Origin of the sequence: Lactobacillus sp. B4015 (genome assembly GCF_026536055.1) — a bacterium.
Taxonomy (GTDB): Bacteria; Bacillota; Bacilli; order Lactobacillales; family Lactobacillaceae; genus Lactobacillus; species Lactobacillus panisapium.
In genome coordinates, this window is record NZ_JAFNOY010000007.1 from 135866 (window position 1) to 152089 (window position 16224).

15 protein-coding genes are annotated in these 16224 nt (G+C 33.9%); 6 read left to right on the forward strand and 9 right to left on the reverse strand.

What is annotated here, in order from left to right; genetic code table 11:
* Positions 1-50: 50 nt before the first annotated feature.
* Complete coding sequence (locus tag J3U71_RS08510) at positions 51-980, reverse strand: phosphate/phosphite/phosphonate ABC transporter substrate-binding protein (RefSeq protein ID WP_267393845.1); 930 nt, start codon at positions 978-980, stop codon at positions 51-53.
* A gap of 503 nt (positions 981-1483) precedes the next feature.
* Positions 1484-1951 carry a universal stress protein gene (locus tag J3U71_RS08515; protein WP_220220259.1) on the reverse strand — a complete coding sequence of 156 codons (468 nt, stop codon included), beginning with the start codon at positions 1949-1951 and terminating at the stop codon, positions 1484-1486.
* Positions 1952-2101: 150 nt separating this feature from the next.
* Between J3U71_RS08515 and J3U71_RS08520 the strand changes: the two genes are divergently transcribed.
* From J3U71_RS08520 to J3U71_RS08545, 6 genes are all read left to right on the forward strand, one after another.
* On the forward strand, positions 2102-2902 hold the full coding sequence (locus J3U71_RS08520) for a tyrosine-protein phosphatase (protein ID WP_267393679.1): 801 nt from the start codon (positions 2102-2104) through the stop codon (positions 2900-2902).
* A gap of 21 nt (positions 2903-2923) precedes the next feature.
* Entirely contained in the window at positions 2924-3400 is a 477-nt protein-coding gene (locus J3U71_RS08525) for a nucleoside 2-deoxyribosyltransferase (protein ID WP_267393677.1), read from the forward strand.
* Positions 3401-3679: 279 nt separating this feature from the next.
* Positions 3680-4570 carry a DUF4097 family beta strand repeat-containing protein gene (locus J3U71_RS08530; RefSeq protein WP_267393675.1) on the forward strand — a complete coding sequence of 297 codons (891 nt, stop codon included), beginning with the start codon at positions 3680-3682 and terminating at the stop codon, positions 4568-4570.
* 396 nt (positions 4571-4966) lie between these two features.
* Complete coding sequence (locus tag J3U71_RS08535) at positions 4967-6361, forward strand: MFS transporter (protein WP_267393673.1); 1395 nt, start codon at positions 4967-4969, stop codon at positions 6359-6361.
* Between the two features lie 227 nt (positions 6362-6588).
* The gene (locus J3U71_RS08540; protein WP_267393671.1) at positions 6589-7137 is read left to right on the forward strand and encodes an SLAP domain-containing protein; all 549 of its coding nucleotides are present in this window, start codon (positions 6589-6591) and stop codon (positions 7135-7137) included.
* Positions 7138-7425: 288 nt separating this feature from the next.
* The gene (locus J3U71_RS08545) at positions 7426-8856 is read left to right on the forward strand and encodes an SLAP domain-containing protein (protein ID WP_267393669.1); all 1431 of its coding nucleotides are present in this window, start codon (positions 7426-7428) and stop codon (positions 8854-8856) included.
* Positions 8857-9102: 246 nt separating this feature from the next.
* On the opposite strand, the gene J3U71_RS08550 is transcribed toward J3U71_RS08545, so the two are convergent.
* The 7 genes from J3U71_RS08550 to J3U71_RS08580 all read right to left on the reverse strand — a co-directional run.
* Positions 9103-9765, reverse strand: a complete 663-nt coding sequence (locus J3U71_RS08550) for a type 1 glutamine amidotransferase (RefSeq protein WP_267393667.1) — start codon at positions 9763-9765, stop codon at positions 9103-9105.
* A 104-nt stretch (positions 9766-9869) separates the two neighbouring features.
* Positions 9870-11030, reverse strand: coding sequence for a hypothetical protein (locus J3U71_RS08555; RefSeq protein ID WP_267393665.1), 1161 nt, complete (start codon positions 11028-11030; stop codon positions 9870-9872).
* A 5-nt stretch (positions 11031-11035) separates the two neighbouring features.
* Complete coding sequence (locus tag J3U71_RS08560) at positions 11036-11647, reverse strand: ATP-binding cassette domain-containing protein (protein ID WP_267393663.1); 612 nt, start codon at positions 11645-11647, stop codon at positions 11036-11038.
* Positions 11644-12834 carry a hypothetical protein gene (locus tag J3U71_RS08565; RefSeq protein ID WP_267393661.1) on the reverse strand — a complete coding sequence of 397 codons (1191 nt, stop codon included), beginning with the start codon at positions 12832-12834 and terminating at the stop codon, positions 11644-11646. The genes J3U71_RS08560 and J3U71_RS08565 overlap by 4 nt, the downstream gene beginning before the upstream one ends.
* A 733-nt stretch (positions 12835-13567) precedes the next feature.
* Positions 13568-14419, reverse strand: a complete 852-nt coding sequence (locus J3U71_RS08570; RefSeq protein WP_267393659.1) for an Rgg/GadR/MutR family transcriptional regulator — start codon at positions 14417-14419, stop codon at positions 13568-13570.
* Positions 14420-14682: 263 nt separating this feature from the next.
* On the reverse strand, positions 14683-15564 hold the full coding sequence (locus J3U71_RS08575; RefSeq protein ID WP_267393657.1) for a DUF4097 family beta strand repeat-containing protein: 882 nt from the start codon (positions 15562-15564) through the stop codon (positions 14683-14685).
* A 52-nt stretch (positions 15565-15616) separates the two neighbouring features.
* Positions 15617-16224: DUF4097 family beta strand repeat-containing protein (locus tag J3U71_RS08580; protein ID WP_267393655.1), on the reverse strand; the 608-nt coding region annotated here is incomplete at its 5' end.

The following is a 16224-nucleotide window of genomic DNA, read 5'->3' on the forward strand; positions in this document are numbered from 1 at the left end:
TTTCTTTTTTACAAAAAAGAATGACTATTTCTTAACAATTACCAACAAGGCTATTTTTTGGTTGATGCAATAATCTTATTGTATTGCCGGATAATATCATAGTCGCTGTCCTTAGCGTAGGTATAGCCTTCCTGATTGTAGACACTCTCAATAATCTTTTTACCTTCTTTAGATTTGGCAATTGAAATAAATGCCTTAGCAAGTTTCCTTTGGAAAGCCTTCGGTAAACTAGGAATTACTGAAATAGTATCATTCGGGATTTTTTGTGAGAAGTAAATTGGCACAACTTGACTCATAATCTTAGGTTCATCGCTTTTGACGTTGTTACGGGCATCTTCAAAGACAAAAGCAGCATCAGTATCACCGTTTAGCACGTTCAAGACGCCTTGATCAGCTCCTTTAACAGAGACAATCTTACAACTCTTGGTGACATCAAGCCCCTTCTTCTTCAATTCAGCAACTGGGAACACGTAACCGGAATCCGAAGTAATGTCTTGAACAGAAATTGATTTACCTTTTAAATCTTTCCAGCTCTTAATTGATGAGCCCTTTTTAACGACAATCTCACTGCGATAAGAATTAACCAGTTTTTTAGTGGCTACACCGCCTGGCTGCTTAATGCCATAACGAACAGATTGCAATAATAAGTCAGCTGCCCCCTGCTTATGCGCCATAATATAAGCATCTGATGGTAAGAAACCAACATCAACTTTCTTAGATTTCATCGCTTCAACTAAACCATTGTAGTCAGTCGACATTGAGACATGAACCGGGATGCCAAGGCGTTTTGACAATAATTTTTCCATTGGCTTAGCCCGTGCTTCAAGCTTGTTAGCAGCAACACTGGGCACAAATTGAACATTCAATGACTTGGGCGTGGCATCGGTTTTTGAACTTGTTTTATTACTTGAACAAGCCGTTATGCCAAAGGTTAATAATAGCAAGCAAGTTGCTAACAGAAACTTCTTGATTTTCGATATTTTCATTTTTTGACTCCTAAAAAAATTTGACCTATTTTTTGCTACTAAATGTCGCAGATTAGTCCTAATGTCTTTTACTGGGCAATTAACCTGGACACTAAATAATTGACAGCCACTTACATGTAGTAATTTTAAGATCTCATCTTCTTTCTTAACTGCGACAAAAACTAACCAAAATAAAAGGACAAAATGTAACCCAAATTACATTTTGTCCCAATTAAAATAATTATAAGCAAAACAAACAACTAAAATTCTGCTTACGGAAAAAGATGGCTGTAAAAAGCTCCTGGCTATTACTTTTTTAAAGTTCATCATCTTAAACCTTCCTTTAGCAAAATTTACGTTCATTTCATGAAAATAATAGCATAAATATTCGCAATAGTGTAATAAAATACCGGTAATCTTTTCATTAAGCCCTTATTATAATGCTAATCACGAACATAATTAGCAATGATTTGTAACAGACAAAAAAGGCATCTGGGTTAAGCCAGATGCCTCTAATTTTATTTTATTGGTTTATTATCAATATCAGTTCTAACGATCAAAACATCAGCTAAAGCATGTTGGTTTACATACTCAGTCACCGATCCCATTAGCATTCGTTCAACGGCATTTAAGCCTGTTGCTCCCATAATAATTAGATTATCGTGGTGATCTTTAACAAAATCATAGGAGATAATCGCTTTTGGACTACCATAGCGAATGTGATAGTCGATATCGTCAAAGTTTAAATTATCATGAGCCCAATCTTTGAGACTCTTTAAATATTTTTCTGCATCTTGGGTCATTTGATAAACAGTGTCACCTGTAATCAGTGTATCCTGCATTTCACCCAAGAATTGCCTCGTATCAATTACATTTAACACATCAACATGAGCATTTTCTGTTATGGCAATTTTAACCGCTTTATCAAAGGATCTTTCAGCTGACTCTGAACCATCAACTGGAACTAAAATCTTGTCTTGTTTCATACTTATGTCCTCACCCTTTAGAAAATACAATTTTCTTCTCAATCCATTTTAACATAATTTTGCAAACAGCTACTTTTTTTCTAATTGTTTGCGCCAGCGTTTATTGCTAAAATGGTATTTAAATGTCACAAGATAAAGGTGGATAATTCAATGACCATAAATATAGCAAATCAGCTACTTGATATTAAGAACGGCCGCAATTTTCGTGAATTAGGCGGCTACCAAACTAAGGATGGCAAGACCATCAAAAAGCACAAACTGCTTAGAACTGCCAATCTAGCAACACTTAGCGAACAAGACTTGAAGTTTTTACAAGATTACGGTGTCAAGTATATCGTCGACTTCAGAAGTAAAGAAGAAGTAGAAAAAGAACCTGATCGTGTTCCGACCGGTGCTACTTATGACTTCGATCCTGTCTTTAGTGAAGATTTAACCGATTCATCCAAGGGTATCAACGAGATTTTAAGCGAAAAAGAAGAAGATCCTAAAGCAGGCTACAACCACATGTTTCTTGCATATGATGACATGATTAAGAGCGAATCGGCGCAAAAAGCTTACCGCAATTTCTTTGATATTTTATTGGCAAATGACGAGGAAGGCAAAAGCGTAATTTTCCACTGTACTGCCGGCAAAGACCGAACTGGATTCGCTGCACTACTTGCTTTATCTGCTTTAGGTGTCCCACCGGAAACAATTAAGCAAGATTACATGTTTACTAATGAAGCTACGAAAGACTTCGTGCAAGACTTTTTACAAAAAGCCAAGGCAGAAGGCGCTAATGAAACCAGCTTAAGCATTTTACACGATTTACAAACTGTTTATCCCCAATACATCGATCACGTTATTGATACATTAAATAAAAATTATGGTGGCGTAGAAAACTACTTAAGTGATATGATGAAATTGACTGATGACGAGATCAGTAAATTACGTAAAATTTATCTTAGTTAATTAAAGGCAAAGGAGAAAATGATGGGAAAAGCGAAAACCGTTTACTTTGGTGCTGGCTGGTTCAACGATAAGCAAAACAAGGCTTACAATGATGCAATGAAAGCATTAGAAGCTAATCCAACCATCGACCTTGAAAACAGTTATGTTCCTTTGGATAATCAATACAAGGGAATTGATGTCGGCAAACATCCAGAATACTTACACAATCGCGAATGGGCAACTGCTACTTACAGGGGCGATTTAACTGGAATCAAAGCTAGTGACATCATGATTGGTGTTTACTTACCAGATGAAGAAGATGTTGGCTTAGGGATGGAATTAGGCTATGCCATGTCACAAGGCAAGTACGTTGTTTTAGTTATCCCTGACGAGGATTACGGTAAGCCAATCAACTTAATGAGCTGGGGCGTTTGCGATAACGCTGTTAAGATGAGTGAATTAAAAGACTTTGACTTCGATAAGGCACGATTCAACTTCTACGATGGTGCTGTTTACTAAATTTAATAATTAAAAAAAGTTCTGCTAATAATTGCAGAGCTTTTTTTGTAATTTCAAATATTAGTCTTTAGCTACCTGCTTTAAAAATGCTTCTAATAATAAGTCATATTATCTAATTATTAGAAGCACTTTTTATAGCTAATTATTTCAGTTGATTTAAAAAGCTGTGGTATTAAATAATAATTATTTTTATCTTGATAATTATTTCTAATGCTATATTATATATAATATAGTATCAAAAGTATTAAATATAGATTTAAAAATAGCAGGAGAAAAACAATGACCAAAAGACATAAGCTTTATATAGTATCCGCCGTAATTGTTGTCTTATTAATTGCCATAGGATGGTGGCAATATAATTCACACAACTATACTACTGGTAATCAAACTAGTATTCAAAAAACCACACGTTCTTCTAAACATGAAAAAGATAACGATAAAGATGAACAAACAAAAACATTTAATGTCAAAGAATTTAATGAAGTTGACTTCCACACATCTGAGCCAAAGATTCAAATATCACAAGGAAAAAAATACCAAGTAACAATTGTTGGTACTGAACCACAAAAAATAAAAGCTAATGTCAAAAACGGAAAATTAACAGTTAGCGATAATGGCGAGCGGGCTTACAAGCACGATGACGGTATGTATCAAGTTATTATCTTAGTTCCAAATACAAGTAATATTAAAAAGGTAGCTGGTTTTAGCTACATGGGAAGTGTTAAGTTAGATGGTCTCAATATCGATAATATTAAGATGAAATCAGCCTATGGCGATATAAACTTGAATAACATCAAAACAGAGAATGCTGTTCTTAGATTAAAAGAAGGTGATCTCAATCTTTCTAAATCAATTCTTAAAAATGGAAGTTTAACTTCTACTGACTCTGATATAAATATTACAAATAGTCAGTTTAAAGCAAATGGAAAAACAGAGACCGGCAATTTCAAAATAAAAAAGTCCAAAATATTAGGTAATAGTAAGTTAGTTTCAACTTACGGTAACTTTAAAGTAAACAATTTATCGAAAATAAGCTATGATTTAAAAACCGGTCCTACAGCTGACATATCATTCTTTGGCGACCATAAACTATCTCTGTTTTATCATGTTGAAACTGGTGCACCAACATTAAAGATACGTAGTAAATACGGTGATATCAAGATTTTCTAACTTCTGACCGACTTATTTTTTTAAAGATTAGAAAACAAGCAAAAAACTAGATAGGCACCTATAAAAATCATTCGTATAAATGTTACGGTTCCACAATACTTAATAAAACTTGACCCTAAAAAAGGTATTAACTTTCCTGCTGTTCTAATGGCGCTATTTTGCCAACTTTGCCGCTTTAGTCACATATAAAAGACAGATTCAGTTTAAATTATAAAATAGCTAAAAATCTTAAAAAGATTTTTTAGCTATTTTTTTGTGGAATTAGCAAACTTTGTATCATGAAATGAATTCTACGACCATTTTATCTCATTGAAGTTATACAATATGTTGAACTATAATTTAATTAAACACTATATATTGTATGTAAGCGTAGAAAAAACACTTTGGGAGAATTTAATGGTTAAAAAAAATAAACTTATTCAATCAATTTTTGCTGTAGGGATACTTAGTTTTTTAGGGATAGTAATTGAAACCGCCCTAAATATTGCTTACCCGAGACTAATGATTAATTTTAATGTTTCTGCTCGAACTGTACAATGGCTTACAACTGGCTACATGCTAGTTTCTACAGTTATTATTCCCTTTGGTTCATTTTTAAAGAAAAGGTTTAAAACAATTTCACTATTTAGAGTGGCAGTTTTTTGCTTTCTCTTAGGGACTGTATGTGCAGGACTAACCTCAAAATTTAGCTTGTTATTATTCGGTCGTTTATTGCAAGGCGTTGCAGATGGCATTGGATTGCCTCTTATGTTTTCAATTATTTTAGAGCAGGCTCCTAAAAATCAAGTTGGAATTTTTATGGGGATTGGTACGTTAGTAATTGCCTTTGCACCAGCTGTAGGCCCAGTCTATGGTGGAATCATTCTTAAGTATTTGTCATGGCAGTTCCTATTTATTTTTATTGTTCCCCTAATTATAGCTACTTGGCTTCTAGGAGAATTTAGTATTACACAATCCCAGATGACTAAAAAACCTTTATTCGATTTTAAAGGTGGTATTGCCCTTACCGGCTTTTTATTGTCGACGTTACTCTTAATACTGACGTTTACGACAAATACTAATTTAGTCAAACAACTTGTGTTAGCAGCTATAACCTTGATTACTGGCTTAGCTTTTGCATATATAGAAAATCATTCTGATTCACCAATTCTTGATATCAGTTTATTTAAAAATTTAGATTTTGATCTTTTTCTAATATCTTTTTTCTTATTACAACTTATGTCTCTGAGTATGTCTTTTTTAATACCCAATGTGCTGCAAATAGCTTTTAAACAGTCAACTGCTACTTCTGCAATTTTGATATTGCCTGCAGCTATTATTGATGCTGTTGTTTCTGCAGTAGCTGGAATAATTTATGACAAAGTAAATAAAAATTTACCAATAATTTTGGGAACCGGAGTAATTTGTAGTACTTTTTTAGTAATGAAACTTTTGAATACTAGTATTAATATTATGGTTTTAGGTTACATCATTTTTATGGTTGGTCTAGGACTAAGCTATAGCAATATAATGACTTTGTCTTTATCAAAATTAAATTTAACAGTAAAAGATGATGGTAATGTCATTTATATGACGGCACAATCATATTCAGGTGCAATTGGTACGGCGCTGGCTGCTTCAATAATCGCCTTAGAACAATCAAAGTTTTATATAAAGGCAGTCGGCAACCTTAACGGCTTTAAGTTAAACATTGATATTTTATTTTTCTTTTCTTTAATCGTCTTTTTCTGTATAACAGTAAATCTTTTTTATGTAAGCCTACATATGAAAAAAAGTAAAAAAGATATTTAGTTTCAATGACAAATACCAAAATTAAGAATGGAAGTCCAAAAGATTATTAAGATCCCTAATAATCAAAGAACCATTTCTAGAATTATAGTAATTTATCAATCAAGAACGCACCATCTGATTCAAATTGCCTAATAATCTGACTTTCTTATTAGATTTTAATCACAAGATAAGTGATTTTTTGAGAAATTAACGAGCTATAATTAAGACAAAGGGATGTGAGGGATGAGTTGCATAATGAATTAAAAATAATTAGTCACTTATTAATTGCTGCTTTCGTGATTGCCACAACCACTATTTTCAATGGGCAGATTAATACAGATTATGCTGCTAGCAATCATTTCGTTACTAAAATAATTATGCATACAGCACAAATTTATACAAAAACCGGCCAAAAAACAACGCAAAAATATTATCCCTATAGCAAAGTTAAGGTCAGCGAAATACCAGTAAAACTCAGTCCCCAAAAACGCACTCCATATTATAAAGTAAAAAACAAGAAGCAATATCTTAAGGCAAGTAACATTGATGGTGTCATCCGCCAAGTTTGCCAGAATACATTTGTCTATGCCACTAGCTCAAAAAAGGTAAAAACTAGGCCAATTAAAAAAGGCACAGAAGTGTTCACTTATGGCAATCCATTCAAGTTCAAAAATGGTCAATTATATTACTGCATCGGTGGCCCTACCAAACAGTACATTATAGCTAGTGCTTTAGGCCAAACAACTGGTTCCAGTTCAGCCGCAGCAATCGCTAGCGAAAGAAAAGGTTCTAAATGAAGACCTATTTTTTTACAAAAGCCCCGCACTGCGAGGCTTCTAAGCGGCAATATTTAAAGCTATGTAACGTAAGTTAAGCGAACTGATAATCATTTTTAATTAAAATGTTAAGTTCTCATTTCGATATTCTAGCAAAATATAACCTTTATATCTCAAAAAGCAGATAATTAGTCTATGCCATGTTTGCTTTAAATATCTATACAAAGCAAATAATAAGGTTCTATAATTAATGTGAAAATCTTATTTCTATTTCTGAGGTGATTAGAGGTGATTATAAGAGGTGATTATATGAATTTAAATAAAAAAATTATTTTTGGTTCAATTGCAAGTTTTCTTGCCCTTAGTCCAATTGTGCCTGCTGTGCTAACCCCTAGCCCTACTGTACAGGCAGCCAAAGCTACTACTTTTAAGCTTAATCATAATTCTTATGTGTATAATGCACATGGCAAACGCACATATTACCAAGGCCAGAAAACTTTAAAAATGGGTGCAACCGTTAACGGGACAAATAAAATTTCTACTATTAAAGGCAGTAATTATTATCCTTTGACTGGTGGTACTTATATTAAAGCGGCCAATGTAGGCGCTATTAATAACCAAATACAGCCAGGTAACTTAGAATTAAACTATAATTCTTATGTTTACGATAAAGATGGCAAACGCTTGACTAAGTTTCGTGGCAGTAAAAGCAACACGCACTTGCTGAAAGGAACGCCAGTCAAATATTCTGGAACAGTTGAAAAGACCGACCGCGACAGCAAGCAGTACTTTTTACTAGACGATGATAACTATAATCAGTCTTGGCTGCCATATGAGAAGATTGGTACTAAGTACTATTACAATATCGGCGGTGGCGGCTACATTAATGCGGCTAATGTCGAAAAAATTGATAATAAGCCGCTCTATACCGCTGAGGCAACTGTAACAATTAATGCACCTATGAAGTTTGTGGTCGGTTATGGAAAAGAAAAGGTGATGGTAAAACCGGGCCAAAAAGTTAAAGTAGACCGCGTTTCCTTGATACAGTATGATCCCTCGACAGTTGTTTGTTTTCGTTTGAGTGGAACTAAAACTGGCTTTTTTGCTAAAAAAATCGCAAAAAAACAGCCGCGGCAAAAACTACTAACCTATACATTTTATGATTATATTTTAAATACTGATAATATAAACGTTTATGATATTAATGGTCAAGTGCGAACTAATTTAGGTGAAACTTTTGACACGGGCGATAAAATCCCAGTCGATGAGGAACTTTATATTTGGCAACCGAAGGAAAATAAGGCTGAATTATTCTATCATATAGCAAGAAATGGTGATACGATTGATTCAGTTCAGTATGGCAAAATAACGGAGGATTATCGAAGCTATATCAAAGTAACAGGAACTAGCCATATTTCTGGTCCCCAACTGACTCCAATTAATACAGCAGAAGAAGCCAAAGCAGACGCTAAAGTGGCTACAAGGGCTGATAAGACAGATTTACAGAAACTAATTGATCAGGATAAAGTTGTTAAGGCAAATGAAAATTACCAAAAAAACGGCTCTAAGTTCTATGATAGGGCAATAAAAAATGCTAACGAAATTAATGATTCAAATACTGCAAGCATCGCGGAAGTAAAACAAGCCGCCAGATTGTTAAAGCAACAACTGGAAGAGGTATTTTTACCAATTGATCAGTTAGGTTTTAATTGGACATTTGAAGATGCAATGCCAATATAAAAATTTGCTTAATCAAATAATCTAAGAAAGAATATTGGTAAAGAAGTTGGCCTTATAGTCAACTTTTGTGGTCACAAAAAAGTAAGAAGCAGATAAAACTTTTTTTTAATGTTTTGCCTGCTTCTTTTTTTGTTTAATCAAGTAAATTTATGTGATCCATATCAAAAATGTAATTATCAATCTTTGGTAATTTAACAGTTGGGGGAACTAACAGGACAGTTATATATCGCCATTAAAGCCGCTGCTTTAAGCTAAATAGTCCAAGATACTGAACATTGCTGCTTCATTTGCTGGCGGGATCGGCGCCGAGATAATCTGCTCTGCTGTTTGCTGAAAGACCGAACCTGAAATGTACTGGGCATCATTGACCACAATTTCTTTCAAGTTATCTTCTTCGGGCTCTAAGTGAAATTGCAAGCCCACTGCCAGCTTACCAAGAACAAAACCCTGATTTTGTAAATTATCATTAGAAAACAAAACCTTGGCTTCCTGCGGGATCTCAAACATTTCTTCATGCCAGTGTAAAACCGTCAATTCATGTGGTAAACCCTTAATCACATCAGTTTGCACCGTAACTGGCCCCCAGCCCACTTCTTTAACTGGGGCCTTTTTAACTTGATAACCTAAAGTTTTGACAATTTGTTGCGCTCCATAACAGATACCCAAAATGGGAACGTTTTTGGTCAACAACTTTTTAATTAATTGTCGCTCTTGCTTAATCCAAGGCAAGTCATCATTCGGGCTCATTGGTCCGCCTAAAATTACCAGAAAATCTGTTTCTTCTGCCGTAGGCAAAATTCCAAACTGGTAGGGATGATAAACATAAAATTCATGATGATGCAAATGAGCCCATTTTTGAATTGATCCCGGGCCTTCATTTGGTGTGTGCTGCAAAACATTAACAATCATTGTAACCTCCCCATAATTTTCAAAAGATTACTTTATACTTTACCGCTATTTACAACTTTTTGCATGAATTGCTTAATATGCCTAGTAAATTTTTAGCTAAGCAATTATTTTGAAAAATATTGTCCCACTTGTTGAGCTATTTTAGGCCATAACAGATTAAGAATCGCTAAAGCGACAATTGCAATTACTAAAACCTGACAGCCCGAGGCAAAATTAAGATGTAAATCACGTAGTGCAAGTCCGAAACGACCGGTTACTACTTGAAAGGCAAGAATATAAGTCGTTGGTAAGTAGCGCACAAACGAGAACTGTGCCTGCTTTTCTACCGACTGCATCAGTAGTGGCAAAACTGCTCCACCAAGCAGTAATACCAATGAAATAAAAAGACAGCTCAGTTGATTACAACTAACTTGCGCAATAAACTGAATTAAAACTACCATAAAGGTAAATGCCAACACCATTAATCCAATAGTTGGAACTAACCAAGCAGCTAAAGGTAGGTATTGCGGTGCTTCTTTAGGTAGCGCAAATGCTTGCACCGGATATGAAAGCGAGCCGGACCCAAATAGCAAACTGCTAATACCAAAGGCGACTGAGCTTACTATTAAAATTAAGACAAACGTTACAAGTAATCCCGTCACCAGATCAATCGTTGTTGTCTCATTATTTGGTAACAGAGTGGCACGGTTCAAACGATCTACGTATTTGGCAGTAAACAAATTACTTAAAATAAAGCAAAGCATAACAGTTGCCAATATCGGCAATAATCCCTCTAGCAATTTGAATATGAATAGGAATCCTCTCTTAGGATGAAGTTCGTTTTCTTCAGGAACATTAGCTTGTAGCAATACACTAAGGTGAAGATTATTTTGCTTAAGATGCTCTTTAAGTTCGCTATTATCACTTTTTACTTGTTTAAGACGCTGATTATTCTGATTAATCATCAATCGATAAGCAGTTGACCAATTCTGTTGATTTAAAGCTGTTAAAATAGCTTTATCACTGTTAATTTGCTTGGAAATTATTGTTAATTGCTCCTTATCAGACTTGCTCCCAGGATGCTGCGCCAAATTTGCCTTGAATCGTGCCTGTTCTTTTTCGTTCTGCCTTAAGTCCTGAGTGACCTGAGTATGCAGTGATAACTGATCAGGAGCCGCTGCATTATAGGCTAAAAGCAATCCGACTGCTAACAGCACTATCATTAAGGATATCCAGGTTAGATTGTTTTTTAACACCTTTTTTACCTGCAGTTTAAAATAAGCCATAGTCCTTACTCCTGCACTAGACGTTGTTTTTTCAGTGTTAGGGTTTGATCAACAATACTGGCAACTTCATCTTGATAGTGCGAAGCCATGATAATCAACTTACCATGCTTTTTTAAGGCAACAAGTTGTTGATACAAGACCTGTCGACTATCTTCATCTAAGCCGTTATTGATTTCATCCATCAACAAATATTTTGCACCGCTTAGGCTATAAAGTGACACTAGAAGTTTTTGTTTCATCCCGAGCGAGTATTTCCTAATTGGCATTTTAACGTAGTCACCCATCTGCCAGCGATTAATTTCAGTTTCAATCTTCTGGTCCGACTGCCATTCCTGCTTTACAAATTGCATGTAATCTAATCCAGAAAGATTTTTATCAAACCAATCCGCAGTTTCTAAATAAAAGACCTGCTGTTTGACTTCCGTGAATTCATGACCATCAAATGAAACCTGACCCGCATCTGGTGCGAGTAAACTGACCATAGTTCGTAACACACTAGTCTTACCAGTACCATTTAGTGCTTGTAGTAAATATATCTGCCCGTCTTGAAAAACAAAGTTGGCATTTTGTAAAATTGGCTCACGCAAAGTCAAACTTAAATTTTTTACCTCAATCATTTTATTTTCCTCCCCTTTTGTGTACTTTTAGCAATGAGACAGTTTAAGAGCAAAATTACGATTGTCCCCATGACAAGTACGATAACCCCATTTCTAAAATTGACTTGTGGATAAGTAACCAGTTGATTTTCATCAGCAAAGGTATAAGCATTGCTAATACCAAACATCCCTTCGACCGGTTGCAATGCAAAGAAATAAGACATCGGCAAATATTGGGCAAAGCTACGCACGCCAATTACAAATTGAGGCAATACCATGCCTCCAACTAAAATAAAAACGGACAAAAGCAAAGCTACTAAGCGTCTCTTAAACAACTGAATAATTAGTAAAACAGCCGCTGCAATAAAAGCTAAACTAAGCAATTCTAAAAACAATGTCGGTAAAAATAGCCTGAACATGGGAATAAAAATATATTCTTTGGCTTGGGGATTCATCGCAGTTATCGGATAATTAAAATTTCCTGTCCCAAAGAAAAGACTGGGCAAAAGAAAAATTAAGAAAAAGACTAGCAAGAAATAACCAAAGCCAATGATAATGCCAGTATAAAACTCTGTTAAGGTCAACTTTTTTTGTGGCAGCAAATTACCCAATCGCATCCGCTCGAAAAACCCTGCAGAATAAATTTTAACCAGAATAAAGACAACAGCTAAAACAGCCAGTGGTGGTATAGTAGTTTCCATCATTTGTAAAACGAAAAAGCCACCTTTGATAGACGCATAGTTCTCTTTTGGTATCTGAAGCTTAGCCAGAATCTCTAACTGACGCAGATCTCTTTTACTCATGGTCAATAAAGCATTATCTAAATTATCTTTTTTAGCACTAGCAAGATTTCTTTTTTCTTGTCTAATCATAATTGGATAGGCAGTCTTCCAATCATTATTTTTTAGTGCCCCAATTAAAGTCTGTAGTTCTTTAGAGGTGCTTTTAGCTTCTTTCAGATCGCCTGTCATTTGCTTTTTTTCTTGCGTACCTAGCTTTGAATCCTTTAGCGCCTTGCCAAAATACTTGATATTATGCTGCTGAATAATCAAATTGGACTTTGCTTGACTAAGATCATGACTATCCGCATTATTAACAATATAATTTATTCTTAAAAAATAAGCACAAATAGAAAGTATTAATATTAAACTTATCCAGGTGAACTTACTCTTTAATATTCGTTTGATTTGCAATTTGAAATATTGCATTTTTACCCTCCTTTGTTTGGGATAGCAAAAGGCTGTTAGAAGTTTTTATCTAGCAGCCTTAATAATTTAATTATTCAATTGAAATGTAGTATTCTCCTGAATAAGAATATATGCGTGTCTAAGTGGTTTTACAACTTACTCGTCCACGATATTTTGTCCGATCTGTTTGACGAGAACTAGCATATTTATCCATAAGCATATTATTTAATCGCCACATTTAATTAATAAAATATTAACATTTAGTTTGTAAATTATCAATAAAAATAATAAAAAATAAATTAATTGTTAATGTTTCGAGTCTCAACATAATTATAAAAGTACTATTGCCATTAATTTATGAAGTAAGACATATAGAAATGCAATCAAAATAATACAAGTTTAATCTGACCAAAATAGCTATACTTTTAAGTTCCACTTAAATGAGCGCACTAACTGCTGGTTAGGGCCTGGGTCTGCATTAGTACAGTATCAATAGATATTCATAGGAGCGGGTAAGAACTGATAATCAAGTAAACGAAGCAAGTAGTACAGATTAGAATCATTAATATAACTGGGTTTCACTAAATATGTGATTGAATGATCTTGTTGCCATTGATAACAAGAGTTTAACTTTTATCCTTTGGATAATTTAGCCATAAAAAATAGCCCTGATTGTTGTCTAATTTTCAGGACTATTTTTACCTTTAATAAAGCTTTTAAAAATTTAAGTTGTGATATAGCTGTTATTAGCAAACTAGCTATTATATAGTTGCTTCAATTGAGAAAAAGTATTTTGTATTGATAATTTAAGTTGTGGGAAATTTAAATAGTCTAATATTGGAAAAAAAGATCCTTTAATTCTTGAGTCATCTTTTGTTCTTATAAATAAAAATACTTCATCAAGGAATTTTAATCGGATTTTTTCGTAGGCAAAATTATCACTCAGTTTTAAAGCTTTTAACTTTGAATATAGTTTTTGTGCATAATAGAAATCGGTATAAAGTAAAGAAAAAGCGGCATTAATTAAAGTCGCTACAGCAGCGTGTTGCCACTGATAATCATTATCATTTTTCTGATATTTGACTAAAAGTGTATGCGCTAATCCGAAAACACGCTTCCCTGGTAAAAGGAAAAGTGTATTGCCAAAGTTAAACAAATCTTCGTAATACCAGTTTTTAATTTCTGAAAGTAATTCCTCTAACCTACTTAAATCTCTAGGCGTGAACAAATTAATTTCTGTATCAGCTTTTAATAAATTACAAGCAATTGCTGCTCTTAATAGTTGTGTTCGATCATAAGGACTTTGTTGACTGCTTTTTAAATACACAGTCGCCAATTCTCTAAGTCGTTGATCATTATCATGATAATATGCGGAAGATATTTCTTTAAAATCAAGGTTGTCGCTTAAACTGTCCGTGACAAACTCAGACGGCTTAATACGCATACGGTCAAGCATTGCAATCACTTTTTCAAAAGACATATTAGCCTGCCCTTTTTCCCAATAATATAAAGAAGACTTAGAAGTAATATCACGAGAAGCTGTATCTAAACTTATCCCCTTTTGTTTTCTTATTTCTTTAAATTTTTCGCCAAATTTATTATTCATATGATCCTTTCAATGAAAAATTGAATAAGACTCAAATATTGTAAAGCTACAAATTCTGAAGTACTAAGAGTTTAATATGATTCTTAAACTTAGCCCTATTATTTAATTATTTTCAAGTATTGATAATTTCATTTTTTATATTGTGCAATCCAATATTTATTGGAGCTTACTCCATTTGGCAGGCTACTTTACTACCAGCCTTAGACTAGTCTATAAATACGGTTGTAATGTCGTTTTTATATTATGTTTATAGCTTTTTGAATTCAATCAATTTTAATATAACCATTTTTATTAGTGACTTTAAGTAGAGGCTTATTCTTCAAAATCTTGGAGTAATGCTTCGAATATGACCGATTATTTACTTTGATTTTCCTCTTTAATTTTGTTGACAACTTATAACTAATCTTATGCGCATTGGTCATACTAAAATCGCCATTAATCAGACTAAATGAGCTGTCACCAGTCATTACTGAGTTGCTAATCTTGACATCACCATATTTACAATTTCCTTTTTTACCTAATGCCGCATTAATCATGAACTGACTATTAGTTATAATAACATCACCAACATCCAAGCTAACCGTACCATTTTCTACTAAAGAATTATTTATTTTTAAATCACCATATTTTTGGTTTAAATGAACATTCTTAGAATCTACGTGGTTCATAACAACATCACCGTATTGTGCCTTGAGATCAATATATGGGATGGCTAAGTCATTAAAACTAAGGTCGCTCAAGTTACATGTTCCTGAAATCTTTTCGATAGTATTTCTATCAGGTACAGTTACTGTAACTAAGTAGCCACCATAATTATGATGCTTAACTGGCTTATCATAAATAGTTAGTTGATTATTATCAACTGTAACTTTAGTATCCGTAATACGAGATTTAAGCTTCCCACTAACTGTGACATGAAAATCTTCGCCTACAATAAATTTTAGACTTGAGCGATCAGTATCAAGTTTAACTTGGTTGAATGCTGCCGTTTTAAAGGTTTTACTAACTTTTTGGCTTGCAGGTGCCTTTTGTGACACTGCTTTAGCATTAGTATTTTGAAAATTCAAGGCTCTTGTAACTGGAATGCCACTAATTAATATTAAAATAATTCCTATTAAAGATATTATTTGAGATCTTTTCTTCATAATTATTCCTCCTATTCTATTCACGTTAACTATTTTTTTGAAAGTCTGCTATCTAATCGAAGATATGGATATCTCCTTTCCTATCCTTAACAGTAAGTATTGGCTTATTATTGATGGTTCGCTCAAAATGAGTTGAGTGCGACTTACCAAAGAATTTAATTTTATTTTTCTTGCTGCATGATAGGTTATAACCAATCTTTGGTGAATCATACATGATGAAGTCTCCTTCATGCAGACTAAACGAACTGTTGCCTAGTATCTTGGAATCTTCAACTTCAACATCATATACATCAGAATACTTTGCATTCATTTGAAACTTACAACTGCTAATTACTGTGTCTCCTGTGTCTGAAGTTAAGCTTGCCTTGTTTATAGTTGAATCATTTGCTGTAAAATCTCCGGAAACTTGACGTAGTTTAAGCTCATCAGTTTTAATCTTATCCAATGTAACATCACCATAGATTGCGGCTAGTTGAATGTCGGTAAGATTTAATTTATGAAGGCTAACGTTACTACCATAGCTATAACCAGTAATGCTTTGCAAGGCATCGCTATTAGGGACAGTCACGCTAACATTGTATCTGCCTTTACGGATTGAGTGTGAGCTAGAAATAGTGAGACTTTTATTGTTAACGGTAGCTTTTATTTTTTTGGCATCTG

Bases quoted from the DNA above. Each gene is read 5' to 3' on its own strand.
- J3U71_RS08515 (WP_220220259.1), bottom strand. From the start codon at position 1,951: ATGAAACAAGACAAGATTTTAGTTCCAGTTGATGGTTCAGAGTCAGCT.
- J3U71_RS08530 (WP_267393675.1), top strand. From the start codon at position 3,680: ATGACCAAAAGACATAAGCTTTATATAGTATCCGCCGTAATTGTTGTC.
- J3U71_RS08555 (WP_267393665.1), bottom strand. From the start codon at position 11,030: ATGGCTTATTTTAAACTGCAGGTAAAAAAGGTGTTAAAAAACAATCTA.
- J3U71_RS08560 (WP_267393663.1), bottom strand. From the start codon at position 11,647: ATGATTGAGGTAAAAAATTTAAGTTTGACTTTGCGTGAGCCAATTTTA.
- J3U71_RS08565 (WP_267393661.1), bottom strand. From the start codon at position 12,834: ATGCAATATTTCAAATTGCAAATCAAACGAATATTAAAGAGTAAGTTC.
- J3U71_RS08520 (WP_267393679.1), top strand. From the start codon at position 2,102: ATGACCATAAATATAGCAAATCAGCTACTTGATATTAAGAACGGCCGC.
- J3U71_RS08525 (WP_267393677.1), top strand. From the start codon at position 2,924: ATGGGAAAAGCGAAAACCGTTTACTTTGGTGCTGGCTGGTTCAACGAT.
- J3U71_RS08545 (WP_267393669.1), top strand. From the start codon at position 7,426: ATGAATTTAAATAAAAAAATTATTTTTGGTTCAATTGCAAGTTTTCTT.
- J3U71_RS08575 (WP_267393657.1), bottom strand. From the start codon at position 15,564: ATGAAGAAAAGATCTCAAATAATATCTTTAATAGGAATTATTTTAATA.
- J3U71_RS08570 (WP_267393659.1), bottom strand. From the start codon at position 14,419: ATGAATAATAAATTTGGCGAAAAATTTAAAGAAATAAGAAAACAAAAG.
- J3U71_RS08550 (WP_267393667.1), bottom strand. From the start codon at position 9,765: ATGATTGTTAATGTTTTGCAGCACACACCAAATGAAGGCCCGGGATCA.
- J3U71_RS08535 (WP_267393673.1), top strand. From the start codon at position 4,967: ATGGTTAAAAAAAATAAACTTATTCAATCAATTTTTGCTGTAGGGATA.